14 protein-coding genes and 1 tRNA gene are annotated in these 15,153 nt (G+C 66.4%); 10 read left to right on the top strand and 5 right to left on the bottom strand.

Features of this window, described 5'->3' with window-relative positions:
- The first annotated feature begins 85 nt into the window (after positions 1 to 85).
- The 4 genes from rfbD to secA all read left to right on the top strand — a co-directional run bounded on the left by rfbD (position 86) and on the right by secA (position 6,004).
- Positions 86 to 1,012 carry a dTDP-4-dehydrorhamnose reductase gene (gene rfbD / locus KBY65_RS03370; RefSeq protein ID WP_255000521.1) on the top strand — a complete coding sequence of 309 codons (927 nt, stop codon included), beginning with the start codon at positions 86 to 88 and terminating at the stop codon, positions 1,010 to 1,012.
- Positions 1,009 to 2,091: a dTDP-glucose 4,6-dehydratase gene (gene rfbB / locus KBY65_RS03365; protein WP_255000520.1), complete on the top strand. Its 1,083-nt coding sequence runs from the start codon at positions 1,009 to 1,011 to the stop codon at positions 2,089 to 2,091. Before rfbD ends, rfbB begins: the two co-directional genes overlap by 4 nt.
- A gap of 125 nt (positions 2,092 to 2,216) precedes the next feature.
- Positions 2,217 to 3,152 (top strand): GDP-L-fucose synthase family protein, encoded by a 936-nt coding sequence (locus tag KBY65_RS03360; protein WP_255000519.1) that lies wholly within the window; start codon positions 2,217 to 2,219, stop codon positions 3,150 to 3,152.
- A gap of 65 nt (positions 3,153 to 3,217) precedes the next feature.
- Positions 3,218 to 6,004, top strand: a complete 2,787-nt coding sequence (gene secA / locus KBY65_RS03355) for a preprotein translocase subunit SecA (protein ID WP_255000518.1) — start codon at positions 3,218 to 3,220, stop codon at positions 6,002 to 6,004.
- Between the two features lie 16 nt (positions 6,005 to 6,020).
- Here the strand turns inward: secA and cysE are convergent, their stop codons facing one another.
- Entirely contained in the window at positions 6,021 to 6,779 is a 759-nt protein-coding gene (gene cysE, locus KBY65_RS03350; protein WP_409996617.1) for a serine O-acetyltransferase, read from the bottom strand.
- 83 nt (positions 6,780 to 6,862) lie between these two features.
- On the opposite strand from cysE, the gene KBY65_RS03345 reads away from it, so the two are divergent.
- Positions 6,863 to 6,934, top strand: a tRNA-Gly gene (locus KBY65_RS03345).
- Between the two features lie 24 nt (positions 6,935 to 6,958).
- On the opposite strand, the gene KBY65_RS03340 is transcribed toward KBY65_RS03345, so the two are convergent.
- Positions 6,959 to 7,948, bottom strand: a complete 990-nt coding sequence (locus KBY65_RS03340) for a GntR family transcriptional regulator (protein WP_255000632.1) — start codon at positions 7,946 to 7,948, stop codon at positions 6,959 to 6,961.
- A 274-nt stretch (positions 7,949 to 8,222) separates the two neighbouring features.
- Between KBY65_RS03340 and KBY65_RS03335 the strand changes: the two genes are divergently transcribed.
- On the top strand, positions 8,223 to 8,939 hold the full coding sequence (locus KBY65_RS03335; protein ID WP_255000515.1) for a dienelactone hydrolase family protein: 717 nt from the start codon (positions 8,223 to 8,225) through the stop codon (positions 8,937 to 8,939).
- Positions 8,940 to 8,958: 19 nt separating this feature from the next.
- On the opposite strand, the gene infC is transcribed toward KBY65_RS03335, so the two are convergent.
- Positions 8,959 to 9,555, bottom strand: a complete 597-nt coding sequence (gene infC / locus KBY65_RS03330; protein WP_255000514.1) for a translation initiation factor IF-3 — start codon at positions 9,553 to 9,555, stop codon at positions 8,959 to 8,961.
- 35 nt (positions 9,556 to 9,590) lie between these two features.
- Positions 9,591 to 10,526, bottom strand: a complete 936-nt coding sequence (gene miaA, locus KBY65_RS03325) for a tRNA (adenosine(37)-N6)-dimethylallyltransferase MiaA (protein ID WP_255000513.1) — start codon at positions 10,524 to 10,526, stop codon at positions 9,591 to 9,593.
- A gap of 140 nt (positions 10,527 to 10,666) precedes the next feature.
- On the opposite strand from miaA, the gene gyrB reads away from it, so the two are divergent.
- Positions 10,667 to 12,637: a DNA topoisomerase (ATP-hydrolyzing) subunit B gene (gene gyrB, locus KBY65_RS03320; RefSeq protein ID WP_255000512.1), complete on the top strand. Its 1,971-nt coding sequence runs from the start codon at positions 10,667 to 10,669 to the stop codon at positions 12,635 to 12,637.
- Positions 12,638 to 12,650: 13 nt separating this feature from the next.
- Positions 12,651 to 12,959, top strand: a complete 309-nt coding sequence (locus KBY65_RS03315; RefSeq protein WP_255000511.1) for an SH3 domain-containing protein — start codon at positions 12,651 to 12,653, stop codon at positions 12,957 to 12,959.
- On the opposite strand, the gene KBY65_RS03310 is transcribed toward KBY65_RS03315, so the two are convergent.
- Complete coding sequence (locus KBY65_RS03310) at positions 12,956 to 13,429, bottom strand: glutathione peroxidase (RefSeq protein ID WP_254987834.1); 474 nt, start codon at positions 13,427 to 13,429, stop codon at positions 12,956 to 12,958. The two genes, KBY65_RS03315 and KBY65_RS03310, sit on opposite strands and share 4 nt — an antisense overlap.
- Positions 13,430 to 13,499: 70 nt before the next feature.
- Here KBY65_RS03310 and mgtE point away from each other — a divergent pair, with 70 nt between their 5' ends.
- Together mgtE and KBY65_RS03300 are read left to right on the top strand one after the other, a co-directional pair.
- A complete protein-coding gene (mgtE, locus tag KBY65_RS03305) occupies positions 13,500 to 14,882 on the top strand; it encodes a magnesium transporter (protein ID WP_255000510.1) in 1,383 nt (460 codons plus the stop codon).
- Between the two features lie 129 nt (positions 14,883 to 15,011).
- The coding region (locus KBY65_RS03300; protein WP_315860033.1) for a sigma-70 factor domain-containing protein at positions 15,012 to 15,153 on the top strand (142 nt) is incomplete at its 3' end.

Genomic DNA, 15,153 nt, shown 5'->3' with positions numbered 1-15,153 from the left:
TGAAGGAATCCTTACTCTAGGAGCTTCCTTGTTGCTGCTTGCCTGTTCCGCCCACAATGGCTGCGATGTTGCCCCTGCCCCAGCCATGAAGGTGCTGCTCACCGGCGCCACCGGCCAGCTGGGCCAGGCGCTGATTGCCACGAAGCCCCCGGGGGTGGAGTTGATCGCCACCAGCCGCAGTGGCGGTGCCGGGCTGCTGGCCTTGGATCTCGCCACCCCTGAGGCCTGCCGTGCCGCGGTGCACGCGCACTGCCCGGATTGGGTGCTGAATGCTGGTGCCTACACGGCCGTGGATCGGGCCGAGAGTGAGCCAGCACTGGCCCAGGCCGTGAATGCCGATGCTCCGGCTGCGTGTGCTGAAGCCCTTGCCGCGACAGGCGGCCGGCTCTTGCAGGTGAGCACCGACTTCGTGTTCAACGGCGCCCAGGGCAGCCCTTACCGGCCCGAGCAAGACGTGGATCCCCTGGGGGCGTATGGCGCCAGCAAGGCGGCGGGGGAGGCGGCGGCGTTGCAGTTGCCCGGGGCTCGGGTGCTGCGCACCGGCTGGGTGCATGGCCCGGTGGGCCACAACTGCTGCCTCACAATGCTGCGCTTGCACCGGGAGCGCCAGCAGCTCGGCGTGGTGGCCGACCAGGTGGGTTGCCCCACCAGCACCGCCACCCTGTCGGCGGCCTGCTGGCGGGCGATCGGCGTGGGCCTGGAGCCTGCTGCTGAAGCTGCGCTGCCACGGATCCTGCACTGGAGCGATGCTGGCGTGGCCAGCTGGTACGACTTCGCCGTGGCGATCGGCGAGCTGGGGGTGGTGGCTGGCCTGCTGGAGCGTGCCGCCCGCGTGTTGCCGATCAGCACCGCCGACTATCCCACCCCGGCCCGACGCCCCAGTTACTCCTTGCTCGACTGCACGACCAGCCGGGCGGCCCTGGGGATGGAGCCGCTGCATTGGCGGGCTGCGTTGGCGCAGGTGCTGTCTGATGCCTCTCCTACCCTGAGCCCATCAAGGCAAGCTGCGTGACCACCCCCTTGCTAGCCAGTGGCGTTCAGCGGGTGCTGGTGACCGGCGGTGCCGGCTTCATTGGCGGGGCGCTGGTGCGGCGGTTGTTGCGGGACACCGGGGCCACGGTGTTCAACCTTGACAAGCTGGGCTACGCCAGTGATCTCACCAGCATTGAGCTCTCCCTCGCCGAGCTGGGTGCACTAGCGGAGGGCCGGCACCAGCTGCTGCGGGTGGATCTGGCCCATGCCGATGCCACGGCTGAGGCGGTGCGGCAGGCCGATCCGGATCTGGTGTTCCATCTGGCGGCCGAGAGCCATGTGGATCGCTCGATCAGCGGACCGGGCGCCTTCATCGAGAGCAATATGCAGGGCACCTTCCACCTGCTGCAGGCGGTGCGGGCCCACTGGGAGCAGCTGCCCCCGGAGCGGCAGGAACGCTTCCGCTTGCACCACATCAGCACCGATGAGGTGTTTGGTTCCCTGGGGCCCACGGGCCGCTTCTCAGAAACCACTCCCTACGACCCCCGCTCCCCCTATTCGGCCAGCAAGGCCGCCAGCGATCACCTGGTGAACGCCTGGCACCACACCTACGGCCTGCCCGTGGTGCTCACCAACTGCTCAAACAATTACGGCCCTTGGCAGTTTCCCGAGAAGCTAATCCCGGTGGTGATCCTCAAGGCGCTGGCTGGTGAGCCGATTCCGTTGTATGGCGATGGGGCCAATGTGCGCGACTGGCTCTACGTGGACGATCACGTGGATGCGCTGTTGCTCGCGGCCACGCGCGGATGCTTGGGAGAGAGCTATTGCATCGGCGGCGCCGGCGACTATGGCAGCCCGAGCGAGCGCAGCAACGTGCAGTTGGTGGATGCGATCTGCGCGCTCTTGGATGGTCTTCGCCCCGCTGGGGTTCCTCACAGCCGGTTGATCACGCCCGTGGCGGATCGCCCTGGCCACGACCGGCGCTATGCCATCGATGCCAGCAAGATCAGCAGGGAGCTTGGCTGGCGGCCGGGCCACAGTTTTGAGCAGGGGCTGGAGAGCACGGTGTGCTGGTTTGTCGCGAATCTCGATTGGTGCCAACGGGTGCAGAATCGCTAGCACCATCATTTTTCCCTGGCAGTGGGGGATGCCGGAACCACACCTGTGGCCAATTCAGGCACCTGTTTATGGGCATAAAAGCATACTTGCGGCACATAAAAAAGTCGGACTGAGCTCGCTTCTCGGTGCTGATGGCCAACGTGGTGCTGCTTTTCACCTGTCTGGATTCTGTACAGGCAGTACAGAATCCAGAGCTTTGGGAGTGCCCGCAGGCGGTTCAGCGTTGGTTTGCCGAGCACCGCCCCGAGGTGGTCGTGTTGGCGGCCGCCAAGGTGGGAGGCATCCATGCGAACGCCACCTACCCCGCCGATTTGCTGCTGGACAATCTCAAAATTCAGCAGCATGTGATCGAAAACGCCTGGCGTCATGGCACCCGGCGCCTGCTGTTTCTGGGCAGCAGCTGCATCTACCCGAAGTTTGCCCAGCAGCCGCTCCGCGAGGAGGCCCTGCTCACCGGCGCCCTCGAGCCCACCAATTCGTGGTACGCCATCGCCAAGATCGCCGGCATCAAACTGTGCGCCGCCTTGCGCCAGCAGCATGGCTTTGATGCCATCAGCCTCATGCCCACCAACTTGTATGGCCCGGGCGACAACTACCACCCCACCAACAGCCATGTGCTGCCCGCGTTGATTCGTCGCTTTCACGAGGCGGCCGAATGCGGCGCTGCCACCGTGACCTGCTGGGGGACAGGCACCCCCTTGCGCGAGTTTCTGCACGTGGATGATTTGGGTGAGGCCTGCGTGTTTGCCCTGGAGCACTGGGATCCTGCTGCGGCCCATGCCCCCCGCGACGACCAGGATCAGCGCCTCACCCATCTCAACGTGGGCACAGGTCTCGATACGACGATTCGCCAGCTTGCCGAGGCCGTGGCCGAGGCCACGGGCTACCAAGGCGAGATCCTTTGGGACGCCAGTCAGCCCGACGGCACTCCCAAAAAGCAGCTCGATGTGAGCCGCTTGGCGGGCCTGGGGTGGCGGGCCCGGATTCCAGTCTCGGAGGGGTTGCGTAGCACCGTGGCCCTGTTCCGTGAACAGCTCCTGCAGCAGCAGGTGGGCCTCTGATGCCGCCGGCTGGATGCACCGCACTGCCTCAGTAGGCTGGCCGGAGCTCCGTTCGGCCCGTTTCCATGCTCAAGCTCCTGCTGGGTGACCCCAATGCCCGCAAGCTGAAGCGCTACCAGCCGATCGTGTCCGACATCAACCTGCTCGAGGAGGAGATCGCCCCTCTTTCGGACGACGAGCTGCGCGGCCTCACCAGCGAATTCCGCCAGAAGCTGCAGCAGGTGGCCGGCAACGCCGCCAAGGAGCGGGCCCTGCTCGATGAGCTGCTGCCCCAGGCCTTCGCCGTGGTGCGCGAGGCGGGCAAACGGGTGCTGGGCATGCGCCACTTCGATGTGCAGCTGATCGGCGGCATGGTGCTGCACGACGGCCAGATCGCCGAGATGAAAACCGGCGAGGGCAAAACTCTCGTGGCCACCCTGCCGGCCTACCTCAACGCCCTCACCGGCCGCGGCGTGCACGTGGTGACGGTGAACGACTACCTGGCCCGGCGCGACGCCGAGTGGATGGGCCAGGTGCACCGCTTCCTCGGGCTTTCGGTAGGCCTGATCCAGCAAGAGATGGACCCGGCCACCCGCCGCGCCAACTACGCCTGCGACATCACCTACGCCACCAACAGCGAGCTGGGCTTCGACTACCTGCGCGACAACATGGCGAGCGACATCGCCGAGGTGGTGCAGCGCGCGCCCAACTTCTGCGTGATCGACGAGGTGGACTCGATCCTGGTGGATGAGGCCCGCACGCCGCTGATCATCTCCGGCCAGATCGAGCGCCCCCAGGAGAAATACCGCCGCGCCGCCGAGGTGGCCGAGGCCCTGGAGCGCGCCGCCGAGATGGGCAAAGACGGCATCGATCCTGAGGGCGACTACGAAGTCGACGAGAAGCAGCGCAACGTCACCCTCACCGACGAGGGCTATGCCAAGGCCGAGGCGATGCTGGGCGTGAGCGATCTGTTCAACCCCGACGATCCCTGGGCCCACTTCATCACCAACGCCCTCAAGGCCAAGGAGCTGTTCACCAAAGACGTCAACTACATCGTGCGCAGCGGCGATGCGGTGATCGTCGATGAGTTCACCGGCCGGGTGATGCCTGGTCGCCGCTGGAGCGATGGCCTGCACCAGGCGATCGAGGCCAAGGAGCAGCTGGAGATCCAACCCGAAACCCAAACGCTCGCCTCGATCACCTACCAAAACTTCTTCCTGCTCTACCCGCGCCTGGCCGGCATGACCGGCACCGCCAAAACCGAGGAGGTGGAATTCGAGAAAACCTACAAACTCGAGGTCACGATCGTGCCCACCAACCGGGTGCGCTCCCGCTCCGACTGGACCGATCAGGTGTACAAAACCGAAACCGCCAAATGGCGCGCTGTGGCGCTGGAAACCGCCGAGGTGCACCAGAGCGGTCGGCCGGTGCTGGTGGGCACCACCAGCGTGGAGAAATCGGAGTTGCTCAGTGCTCTACTGGCCGAGCAGGAGATTCCCCACAACCTGCTCAACGCCAAGCCGGAAAACGTGGAGCGGGAGGCCGAGATCGTGGCCCAGGCGGGCCGCGCCGGGGCCGTCACCATCGCCACCAACATGGCGGGCCGCGGCACCGACATCATCCTCGGCGGCAACAGCGACTACATGGCGCGCCTCAAGCTGCGCGAGATCCTGCTGCCCAAGCTGGTGCGGCCCGAAAACGAGCACCGACCGATTCCCTCCGCCAAGGCCAGCCGCGACGCCCGGGCTCTCGGCAGCCTCTACCCCTGCACCCTCACCGAAGGGACCGAGCAGGCCCTCAGCCAGTTGGCTAAAGCCCTCGTGGCGGCCTGGGGCGACCGCAGCCTCACCCTGCTGGAGCTCGACGACCGCATCGCCCAGGCGGCCGAAAAAGCCCCCACCGACGACCCCCAGATCCAGGCCCTGCGCGACTGCATCGCCCAGGTGAAGGACGAATACGACGCCGTGGTGAAGCAAAACGAGCAGCAGGTGCGCGAGGCCGGTGGCCTGCACGTGATCGGCACCGAGCGCCACGAATCCCGCCGCGTCGACAACCAGCTGCGCGGCCGCGCCGGCCGCCAAGGCGACCCTGGCTCCACCCGCTTCTTCCTGTCGCTGGAAGACAACCTGCTGCGCATCTTCGGTGGCGATCGCGTGGCCGGATTGATGAATGCCTTCCGGGTGGAGGAGGACATGCCGATCGAATCCGGCATGCTCACCCGCTCGCTGGAGGGGGCTCAGAAGAAGGTGGAAACGTACTACTACGACATCCGCAAGCAGGTGTTCGAATACGACGAGGTGATGAACAACCAGCGCAAGGCCGTCTACACCGAGCGGCGGCGCGTGCTCGAGGGCCGCGAGCTCAAGGCCCAGGTGATCGGCTATGGCGAGCGCACGGTGGACGACATCGTGGAGGCCTATGTGAACCCTGAGCTACCACCGGAGGAGTGGGACCTCACCCGCCTGGTGGACAAAACCAAGGAGTTCATCTATCTGCTGGAGGATCTCACCCCAGATCAACTCCAGGGCCTCGGCGTCGAAGAGCTCAAGGCCTTCCTGCAGGAGCAGTTGCGCAATGCCTACGACATCAAGGAGGGCCAGATCGAGCAGCAGCGGCCCGGGCTGATGCGCGAGGCCGAGCGCTACTTCATCCTCCAGCAGATCGACACCCTCTGGCGCGAGCACCTGCAGGCGATGGATGCCCTACGGGAATCCGTGGGCCTGCGCGGCTACGGCCAGAAGGATCCGCTGATCGAATACAAAAACGAGGGCTACGACATGTTCCTCGAGATGATGACCCAGATGCGCCGCAACGTGATCTACTCGATGTTTATGTTCCAGCCGGCTCCGGCTCCTCAAGGGGCAACGGCCTGAGGTCAGCTCTGGGCCCTCAGCTCGTAATCCCGGGGTTATCGCCTAGGAATTCCAGGATTTCGCGGTCTTTGAGGTTTTGGGCGGCGCCGGCGCAGGGCTCAAGTAGGGGGCGGCCGGCGGCCAGCTCCCGCAGGCAGCCCTGGGTGCGGGCCAGCTCCGTTTCCAGGGCGTCGATGCGCTCCATCAGGTTGCGGATCACGCGGGCTTCCGCATCGGGCAGAGCGGAGTGGGCCAGGGGATCGATGCGCACGCCGCTCTGGTGGATCACCCGGCCAGGGATGCCAACCACCGTGCTGTCGGCTGCCACATCGCGCAGCAGCACCGAGCCGGCGCCGATGCGGGTGTTGGCGCCCACGGTGATCGCCCCGAGCACCTTGGCGCCAGCGCCCACCACCACGTTCTCCCGCAGGGTGGGGTGGCGTTTGCCGTGGGCCTTGCCGGTGCCCCCCAGGGTGACGCCCTGATACAGCAGGCAGCGGTCGCCAATCAAGGCCGTTTCGCCGATCACCACGCCCATGCCGTGGTCGATGAACACACCATGGCCGATGCGCGCCCCCGGGTGGATCTCGACGCCGGTGAGTAATCGTCCCAGCTGGCTCAGCACCCTCGCCATGAGCGGCAGCAAAGGCAGCCGCTGGCTCCACAGCCAATGGCTGAAACGGTGCAGCGTCAGGGCATGCAGGCCCGGATAGCAGAGCAGGATCTCCAGCGTGCCGCGGGCCGCCGGATCGCGCTGTTTGATGATCGCCAGGTCGGCCTGCAGTGCCTTGAGCATGGAGCCATCCTGCCGGAGCTTGTGGGGTTTGACCGAGGGGCCCCCCGTCATGCATGATCCTCAAGTCGACGCGCTCGACGCCCGCGGATGTAGCTCAGTGGTAGAGCATCTCCTTGCCAAGGAGAGGGTCGAGAGTTCGAATCTCTTCATCCGCTTGAAATGGCCCTTCAGCCTCTAAATCAGGCAGGTAGGAGCCCAATTTCTTTGCGCAGGCCGTCGATGGTGGCGGCCCCCAGGTAGCTCTGGGCGCAGTGCACCACCGGCATCCGCATCAGCTGGGAGCGGTTCTGGCGCAGGCTCTGCTCCACCAGCGGCAGGCTCGGGCGGTCGCAGAGCACGTGACTGGCGGCCCGGAGCAGGGCCAGCAGGCGGCTGCCGGTGTCGGGGTTGGCGGTTATCACCAGCAGCTCGTTGCCGCGCATGCTGTGGAGGATCACCTCAGCGGCCCGCAGGATGCCCGGGCTGATGCTCACCAGGCCCACGCAGCTGCCCTGACGCAGCTCCTTGAGCAGATCGAGTTCGTGGCGGAAATCGTTGAGGTCCACCGCCACCGCGCGCACGCCGTGGAGCTTGGCGATCTCCTCCACCGGCTGCAGGAAGTAGCGGCTGGTCACCACCGTGCCGTTGTTGGATTCGGTGAGCACCGCCGCCAGCTCCTCCATTGGCACCACCTCCACCGGCACCTGCAGATTGGGGGTGAGCTCCTCGGCGATCAGGTGGGAGGCGCCGAGGTCTTCCCGGGGGGTGCTGACCAGCACCCGGGCGCCGCAGCGCAGCCGCCAGTCGATCTCGCGGGTGAGCAGATCGCGGCTTTGCTGCAGGGTGCAGCCGGCATTCAGCAGCCCGTCGACGCTCTCGCGCACCTGGCGGTCGATGTCGGGCAGCGAGCGGCCGCGGGGCCCCGGTGGCGGCTTGATCTCCTTGGGCTTCTGCTGGTCGCGCACGTAGATGCCCGAGCCGGCCATCGCCTCCACGACGCCGTCAGTTTCCAGCTGCCGATACACCTTGCTGATCGTGTTGCGGTGCAGGCCGGTCTGCATCGCCAGCTGCCGGGTGCTGGGCAATCGGTGCCCCGGTGGGTAGTGACGGGCCGCAATGGCAAAGCAGATCTGGTTGTAGAGCTGCGTGGAGGCCGGAATGTCGCTTTCCTGCTGAATGTGGAATCGCACGCCGGGGTTTGGGCCAATTGGGCTGGTGGCCACGATAAGTAGCATCTGCCCTGGGGACAATCCCCCCGTTGGCATACGCGCGTGTGCCGGTTGGCTCCCTATGGCGGTTGCGTTGACCTGGGTTGACGTGCTGTGTGGGATCGGCGCTCCGGAAATCTGTACAAGCTGTACAACTCTCTGAACGCGCCGGCAACAGCCCGTACCCCGCCCCCACCAGCCCATGTCGAAGTTCCCAGCCCCGTCCCCAGCAGATCTCCCCGCGCCTGCAGGCCCCGTGCAGGCTGGCTGGCAACAGTTCTCGCCCCAGCTGCGCGGCTGGTGGGCCCGGCCGCCGGCGGACCGGGTGCCCCGGGCGGCGGTGCTGGTGCTGCCGGAGGTGTTTGGGGTGAATGGCTGGGTGCGCAGCGTGGCGGAGCGGCTCGCGGGCCACGGCTACGCGGCGCTGGCGCTGCCGATCTTTGCCCGCACCGCCCCCGATCTGGATGTGGGCTACGACGCCGCAGGCCTGGAGGAGGGCCGCCGCCACCGCGACCAGCTCACCGCCGCCCAGTTTCTCGACGACGCCTGCGCCGCCATCGCCTGGCTCCAGGTGCAGCCGGGCCTGGAGCAGCGGCCGGTGGGCTGTGTGGGCTTCTGCTTTGGCGGTCATCTGGCCCTGCTGGCGGCCACCCTGCCTGAGGTGGTGGCCACCTGCGATTTCTATGGCGCCCGGGTATCGACCGATCGCCCCGGCGGCGGGTCGCCCACCCTCGCGGTGGTGCCGCAGATCAGCGGCAAGCTGCTGTGCTTCTGCGGCGACCACGACCCGCTGATGCCACCCGAGGAGCCGCCCGCGATCCGCGCCTCCCTGGCGTCAGCCGGCCAGCCGCCCCTGATCGTGGCCGCCGGGGCCGGCCATGGCTTCATGTGCGAAGCCCGTGCCGATTTCCACCCCGCGGCGGCGGCCGAGGGGTGGAGCCAGATGCTGGCGTTGTTTGAGGAGCGGCTCTAGCGCGCCGGCTCAGCAGCAGTTATTCCGCAGCAGCGCTCGCTGGGGCCTTGCCGTTGGCCTTGGGGGCGGCGGCCTTGCGGGGGCTCAGGAACATGATCATGTTGCGGCCCTCCCGCTTGGGGGGCTGCTGGATCTCGGCGTTGTCTTCCAGGTCTTTGGCCATGCGCATCAGCAGCACCTCGGCCAGGGCGGTGTGCTGGATCTCGCGGCCGCGGAAGATCACGGTGCACTTCACTTTGTCGCCGTCTTTGAGGAAGCGCTGTGCCTGGCCGATCCGCACCTGGTAGTCGTGCGAATCGATCTTGTAGCGCATCTTCACCTCTTTGACTTCGGTTTGGTGCGACTTTTTCTTGGCCTCCTTGGCCTTCTTCTCCTGCTCAAACTTGTATTTGCCGTAGTCCATGATCCGGCACACCGGCGGATCGGCCTTCTCGCTCACCAGCACCAAGTCGAGCTCGCGGTCTTTCGCCACCTCCAGCGCCGCTTCTCGGGTGATCACCCCCAGTTGACTGCCGTCGGCATCCACCACCCGCAAATTGGGGTAGCTGATGCGGTCGTTGATGTTGGGCAGCTCCCGCACGGGAGCACGGCGGTCAAAACGGGGACGGGGAGGCATTCAGGGGTGTGAAGGATCGCGAAATCGCTAACGCTTCACCCTAGACCGCGTGCGACCACTTGTAAGGCCTGGCTCAATTGTTCTTCAGGGCTGCGGCCCTCCAGCCAGATGGGCGCGTGCCGCCGCCGGAACCAGGTGCGCTGCCGCTTGGAAAACTGGCGGGTGCGCTGCTCTGTGAGCGCGATGGCGTCGGCTTCGTTGAGCTCACCCGCCAGCTGCTGCCGCGCTTCGGCGTAGCCGATCGTGTCGAGCAGGGGCAGCTCCGCCCCGTAGCGCCTGATCAGGGCTTCGGTTTCGGCCACCAGCCCCTCGCTGTAGAGGGCCCGGGTGCGGGCGGCGATGCGGGTCTTGAGATCCCCTGGATTGAGGCCCAGCTCCAGCACCCGCCAGGGCGGCGGCGTCGCCCCCTGCTGGCTGGAGAGGGGTCGCCCGGTGGCATACAGCACCTCCAGGGCCCGCTGGGTGCGCACGGCATCGGCGGCGGCGATGCGGCCGGCGGCGATGGGGTCGCCCTGGCGCAGCAGCTGGTGGCAAAGGGGCTGGCCGAGGGCCGCCAGCTGCGCCCGCAGCTGGGGCTGGGGCGGCACCGCCGGCGGCTCCATGCCTTGGGTGATCGCCTGCAGGTAGAGGCCGCTGCCGCCCGCCAGGAGCGCCACAGGTGGCCCGCTCGCCCGCGGGCGGCCCAGCTCGGTATTGAGCTGGGCTTCGGCAAGGGCCCGAAATTCCTGCAGGTTGATTGGTTGATCCGGATCGCGCAGATCCAGCAGCTCATGGCGGGCCAGGGCCTGCTGAGCGGCCGTGGGTTTGGCGGTGCCCACATTCATGTGGCAGTAGAGCTGGCGCGAATCCACGTTCAACACCGCCAGATCCAGTGCCCGGGCCAGGGCGATCGCCAGGTCGGTTTTGCCGCTGGCGGTGGGACCCAGCAACACGATCACCAGTGGCTGACGGGGTGGCTGAGTGCGGCTCATGGGTCCACCTTGCCAGGGGGTGCCCCGCCGGGTTGGCGGTGGTAAATTGCCTTTCGTGAAGGGCTTTTGGGTCTGTTTCACGCCTTACTTGCCCCGGGATCTCGCCGTCCTGTGCCGATTCCCTGGGGAACCCTTCCTGCATGAGCGCTGAAAGCCAAGCTTCCACCAAAATTCAGGCCGCCTATGGCGCCGAGCAGATCCAGGTTTTGGAAGGCCTGGAGCCGGTGCGTAAACGCCCGGGGATGTACATCGGCTCCACCGGGCCGCGGGGCCTGCACCACCTGGTGTACGAGGTGGTCGACAACGCGGTGGATGAGGCCCTGGCCGGCCACTGCGACCAGATCCTGGTGGTGCTCAACGACGACGGCTCCTGCGCCGTCACCGACAACGGCCGCGGCATCCCCACCGACATCCACCCCCGCACCGGCAAGAGCGCCCTGGAGACGGTGCTCACCGTGCTGCACGCCGGCGGCAAGTTCGGCTCCGGTGGCTACAAGGTGTCCGGCGGCCTGCACGGCGTGGGTGTGTCTGTGGTCAACGCCCTCTCCGAGTGGGTGGAAGTCACCGTCTACCGCCAAAACCAGGTGCACACCCAGCGCTTCGAGCGCGGGGCGCCGATCGGCATCCTGCAATCCGCTCCCGGCGAGCAGGGTCGCACCGGCACCTCGGTGTGCTTCAAGCCGGATATCGAGATCTTCTCGACTGGTATCGAGTTCGACTATCACACCCTCTCCTCGCGCTTGCGCGAGCTGGCCTACCTCAACGGCGGCGTGCGGATCGTCTTCCGCGACGACCGCGCTGCGGCCCGCAATGCCGCCGGTGAGTGCCACGAAGAGATCTACTTCTACGAAGGCGGGATCCGCGAATACGTTGCCTACATGAATGCGGAGAAGGATCCGCTGCATCCGGAAATCATCTACGTCAACCGCGAAAAGGACGGTGTGCAGGTGGAGGCGGCACTGCAGTGGTGCGTGGATGCCTACTCCGACAGCATCCTGGGCTTTGCCAACAACATCCGCACCGTCGATGGCGGCACCCACATCGAGGGTCTGAAAACGGTGCTCACCCGCACCCTCAACACCTTCGCCAAAAAGCGCGGCAAGCGCAAAGACGCCGACACCAACCTCGCCGGTGAAAACATCCGCGAGGGCCTCACAGCCGTGCTGTCGGTGAAGGTGCCGGATCCGGAATTCGAGGGGCAAACCAAAACCAAGCTCGGCAACACTGAGGTGCGCGGCATCGTGGACACCTTGGTGGGCGAAGCCCTCAGCGAATACCTGGAATTCAACCCCTCGGTGATCGATCTGATCCTCGAGAAGGCGATCCAGGCCTTCAATGCCGCCGAAGCCGCCCGCCGGGCCCGTGAGCTGGTGCGCCGCAAGAGCGTGCTGGAGAGCTCCACCCTGCCCGGCAAGCTGGCCGACTGCAGCTCCCGCGACCCCTCCGAATCGGAGATCTACATCGTGGAGGGCGATTCCGCTGGTGGCTCCGCCAAGCAGGGTCGCGACCGCCGCTTCCAGGCGATCCTGCCGTTGCGCGGCAAAATTCTCAACATCGAGAAAACCGACGACGCCAAAATCTACAAAAACACCGAGATCCAGGCCCTGATCACGGGGCTTGGTTTAGGGATCAAGGGTGAAGACTTCGACGAGAAGAGCCTGCGCTATCACCGGATCGTGATCATGACCGACGCCGACGTCGACGGCGCCCACATCCGCACCCTGATCCTTACCTTCTTCTTCCGCTACCAGAGGGCCCTGGTGGAAGGTGGCTACATCTACATCGCTTGCCCGCCGCTCTACAAGGTGGAACGCGGCAAAAATCACACCTATTGCTACAACGAAAACGACCTCAAGAAGACCATTGAGGGCTTCGGCGAGAAGGCCAACTACACGATCCAGCGTTTCAAGGGTTTGGGCGAAATGATGCCTCAGCAGCTCTGGGAAACCACCATGGATCCCACCACCCGCATGATGAAGCGTGTGGAGATCGAAGATGCCCTCGAAGCCGATCGCATCTTCACAATCCTGATGGGCGACAAAGTGGCTCCACGCCGGGAATTCATCGAAACCCACAGCGCCAGCCTCGATTTGGCCCAGCTGGATATTTGATGCTGCTTTCCGCATGAGGCAGTCACCTGCAGCCTGGCGCTGGGCGGCCCTGCTCGGTTTTGCCTTGATCACTCCGGTGGCGCTGCCGGCGGGCGGGGCTGATCGCCGCTCGCCCGAGGTGCGGCGGCGCACCATGGGCGGTCCCCTGCTGTCCACGGGGGCGATGGCGCTGCGCGTCGCCCCTGAGCAGCAGGCGCCGGCTCTTCAGGGTCTGTCTGCCGATCAGCCGCTGCGGGTTGTGCGCAGCTGGCGGGGTGGATCTGGCCAGCGTTGGTTGCAGGTGCAGGCCGGCGATCGCCGTGGCTGGCTGGCGGCCGGCTAGCCCGCAGCCAAAGCCGCTTCGATGGCGCTCTTCAGCTCAGCCGAATCGGGCTCCACGTTGCTCTTGAAGCGGGCCAGGACCGTGCCGTCTTTGCCGATCAGGAACTTCTCGAAGTTCCAGGCCACGGGGCCGGCCGGCTCAGCCTGGCTGAGGGTTGTGTAGGGCTCCTCGGCCATGGTCACCTTGTCGAGCAGGGTGAAGCTGGCGCCGTAGGTGGTGGAGCAGAACTGCTGGATCTCCGGCAGGCTGCCGGGTTCCTGGGCGCCGAAGTCGTTGCAGGGGAAGCCGAGCACCGCCAGGCCCTGGGGGCCGTAGGTGTCCTGGAGCGCCTGCAGGCCGGCGTACTGGCGGGTGAAGCCGCAGCGGCTGGCCACGTTTACAACCAGCAGCACGTTGCCGGCCCAATCGCCCAGGCTGCGTGCGCCGCCTTGGGCATCGCGCACGGTCACGGTGCTGACAGAGATCGCCATGGGTGCGGGAATCAACAAGTGACCGGACCCTAGCGGCCCATAAACTCGAGATTGAGGCGTCGCGGGGGCCATGAGCGAAGCCAACGGCGTCCAGGTGGCCGAGGTGGTGGCACAGCAGCTGGAAACCCTGCTGGAGGCCGGCAACTACGACGGCGCCAAGCTGCTGCTTGGGCCCGTGCAAGAGGTGGATGCGGCCGAAGCGATCGGCAGTTTGCCGCGCACCCTGCAGGCCCTGGCCTTCCGCTTGCTGCCCAAGGACGAAGCCATCGCGGTGTACGAGTACCTCGATGCCGCGGTGCAGCAAACCCTGCTGGAGCGGCTGCGCTCGGGCGAGGTGCTGGAGCTGGTGGAGGAGATGTCGCCCGACGACCGGGTGCGGCTGTTTGATGAGCTGCCCGCCAAGGTGGTGCGCCGCCTGCTGGCCGAACTCAGCCCGGCTGAGCGCCGCGTGACGGCCCAGCTGCTGGGCTACGCGCCGGAAACGGCGGGTCGCCTGATGACCACCGAGTTCATCGACCTCAAGGAGTTTCACAGCGCCGAGCAGGCCCTGACGATCGTGCGCCGCCGCGCCCGCGACACCGAAACCATCTACGCCCTCTACGTGACCGACGGCTCGCGCCACCTCAGCGGCATGTTGTCGCTGCGGGATCTGGTGGTGGCCGATCCGGAGGCGCGCATCGGTGATGTGATGACCCGCGAGGTGGTGAGCGTGGGCACCGACACCGACCAGGAGGAGGTGGCGCGGGCGATTCAGCGCTACGACTTTCTGGCGATTCCAGTGGTGGACCGGGAGCAGCGGCTGGTGGGGATCGTCACGGTGGACGACGTGATCGACGTGATCGAGCAGGAGGCCACCCGCGACCTCTACGCCGCCGGGGCGGTGCAGGCCGGCGATGAAGACGACTACTTCCAGAGCAGCCTGTTCACAGTCGCCCGCCGCCGCGTGGTGTGGCTGCTGGTGCTGCTGGTGGCCAACAGCGGCACCGCGGCCGTGATCGCCTCAAAGGATGCGGTGCTCCAGCAGGTGGTGGTGCTGGCGGCGTTCATTCCGCTGCTGATCGGCACCGGCGGCAACGTGGGCGCCCAGAGCTCCACGGTGGTGATCCGCGGCCTCAGCACCCAGCGGCTGCAGGCGATCGGGGCGGGCCGAGCGGTGGCGCGGGAAGCCCTGGCCGGGCTGCTGCTCGGGCTGCTGCTGGCGGCGGCGGTGGTGCCCTGGGCCTGGCTGGTGGGCGGCAACGTCACCGTGGCGATCTCGGCTGGCTTCAGCTTGGTGGTGATCAGCACCCTGGCAGCCACGGCCGGTTCGGTGTTGCCACTGCTGTTCGCCCGGCTGGGACTGGATCCGGCGCTGATGTCGGCGCCTTTCATCACCACCGTGGTGGACGTGGCCGGGGTGTTCATCTACCTGCAGACCGCCTCCTGGCTGCTGCAGCGGGCCCCAACTGGCTGAGTTTTTGGGATTTGTGAGAGGAGTTCACACTTCTTCAGGTTAGGCTTTACACATCTTCAAAGCCTTGCCGTCGTGGTTGTCGCTACTGCCATCGCCACCGCCGCCATCCCCGCCTCGCCGGCTCGCTCGATGCCCCAGGCCGATGGCGATCTGGTGCGCAGCTACCTGCGGGACATCGGCCGGGTGCCGCTGCTGAGTCACGAGCAGGAGATCACGCTGGGGCGCCAGGTGCAGGAGCTGGTGGCGCTGGAGGAGCTGGAGCTGGAGTTGG

Origin of the sequence: Cyanobium sp. Alchichica 3B3-8F6, assembly GCF_024346435.1 — a bacterium.
GTDB lineage: Bacteria > Cyanobacteriota > Cyanobacteriia > PCC-6307 > Cyanobiaceae > Cyanobium_A.
This window is presented reverse-complemented; position numbering and strand designations above follow the sequence as displayed.

Bases quoted from the DNA above. Each gene is read 5' to 3' on its own strand.
- miaA (WP_255000513.1), bottom strand. From the start codon at position 10,526: ATGAGCCGCACTCAGCCACCCCGTCAGCCACTGGTGATCGTGTTGCTG.
- cysE (WP_409996617.1), bottom strand. From the start codon at position 6,779: ATGCTCAAGGCACTGCAGGCCGACCTGGCGATCATCAAACAGCGCGAT.
- gyrB (WP_255000512.1), top strand. From the start codon at position 10,667: ATGAGCGCTGAAAGCCAAGCTTCCACCAAAATTCAGGCCGCCTATGGC.
- mgtE (WP_255000510.1), top strand. From the start codon at position 13,500: ATGAGCGAAGCCAACGGCGTCCAGGTGGCCGAGGTGGTGGCACAGCAG.
- infC (WP_255000514.1), bottom strand. From the start codon at position 9,555: ATGCCTCCCCGTCCCCGTTTTGACCGCCGTGCTCCCGTGCGGGAGCTG.
- KBY65_RS03310 (WP_254987834.1), bottom strand. From the start codon at position 13,429: ATGGCGATCTCTGTCAGCACCGTGACCGTGCGCGATGCCCAAGGCGGC.
- secA (WP_255000518.1), top strand. From the start codon at position 3,218: ATGCTCAAGCTCCTGCTGGGTGACCCCAATGCCCGCAAGCTGAAGCGC.
- KBY65_RS03315 (WP_255000511.1), top strand. From the start codon at position 12,651: ATGAGGCAGTCACCTGCAGCCTGGCGCTGGGCGGCCCTGCTCGGTTTT.
- rfbD (WP_255000521.1), top strand. From the start codon at position 86: ATGAAGGTGCTGCTCACCGGCGCCACCGGCCAGCTGGGCCAGGCGCTG.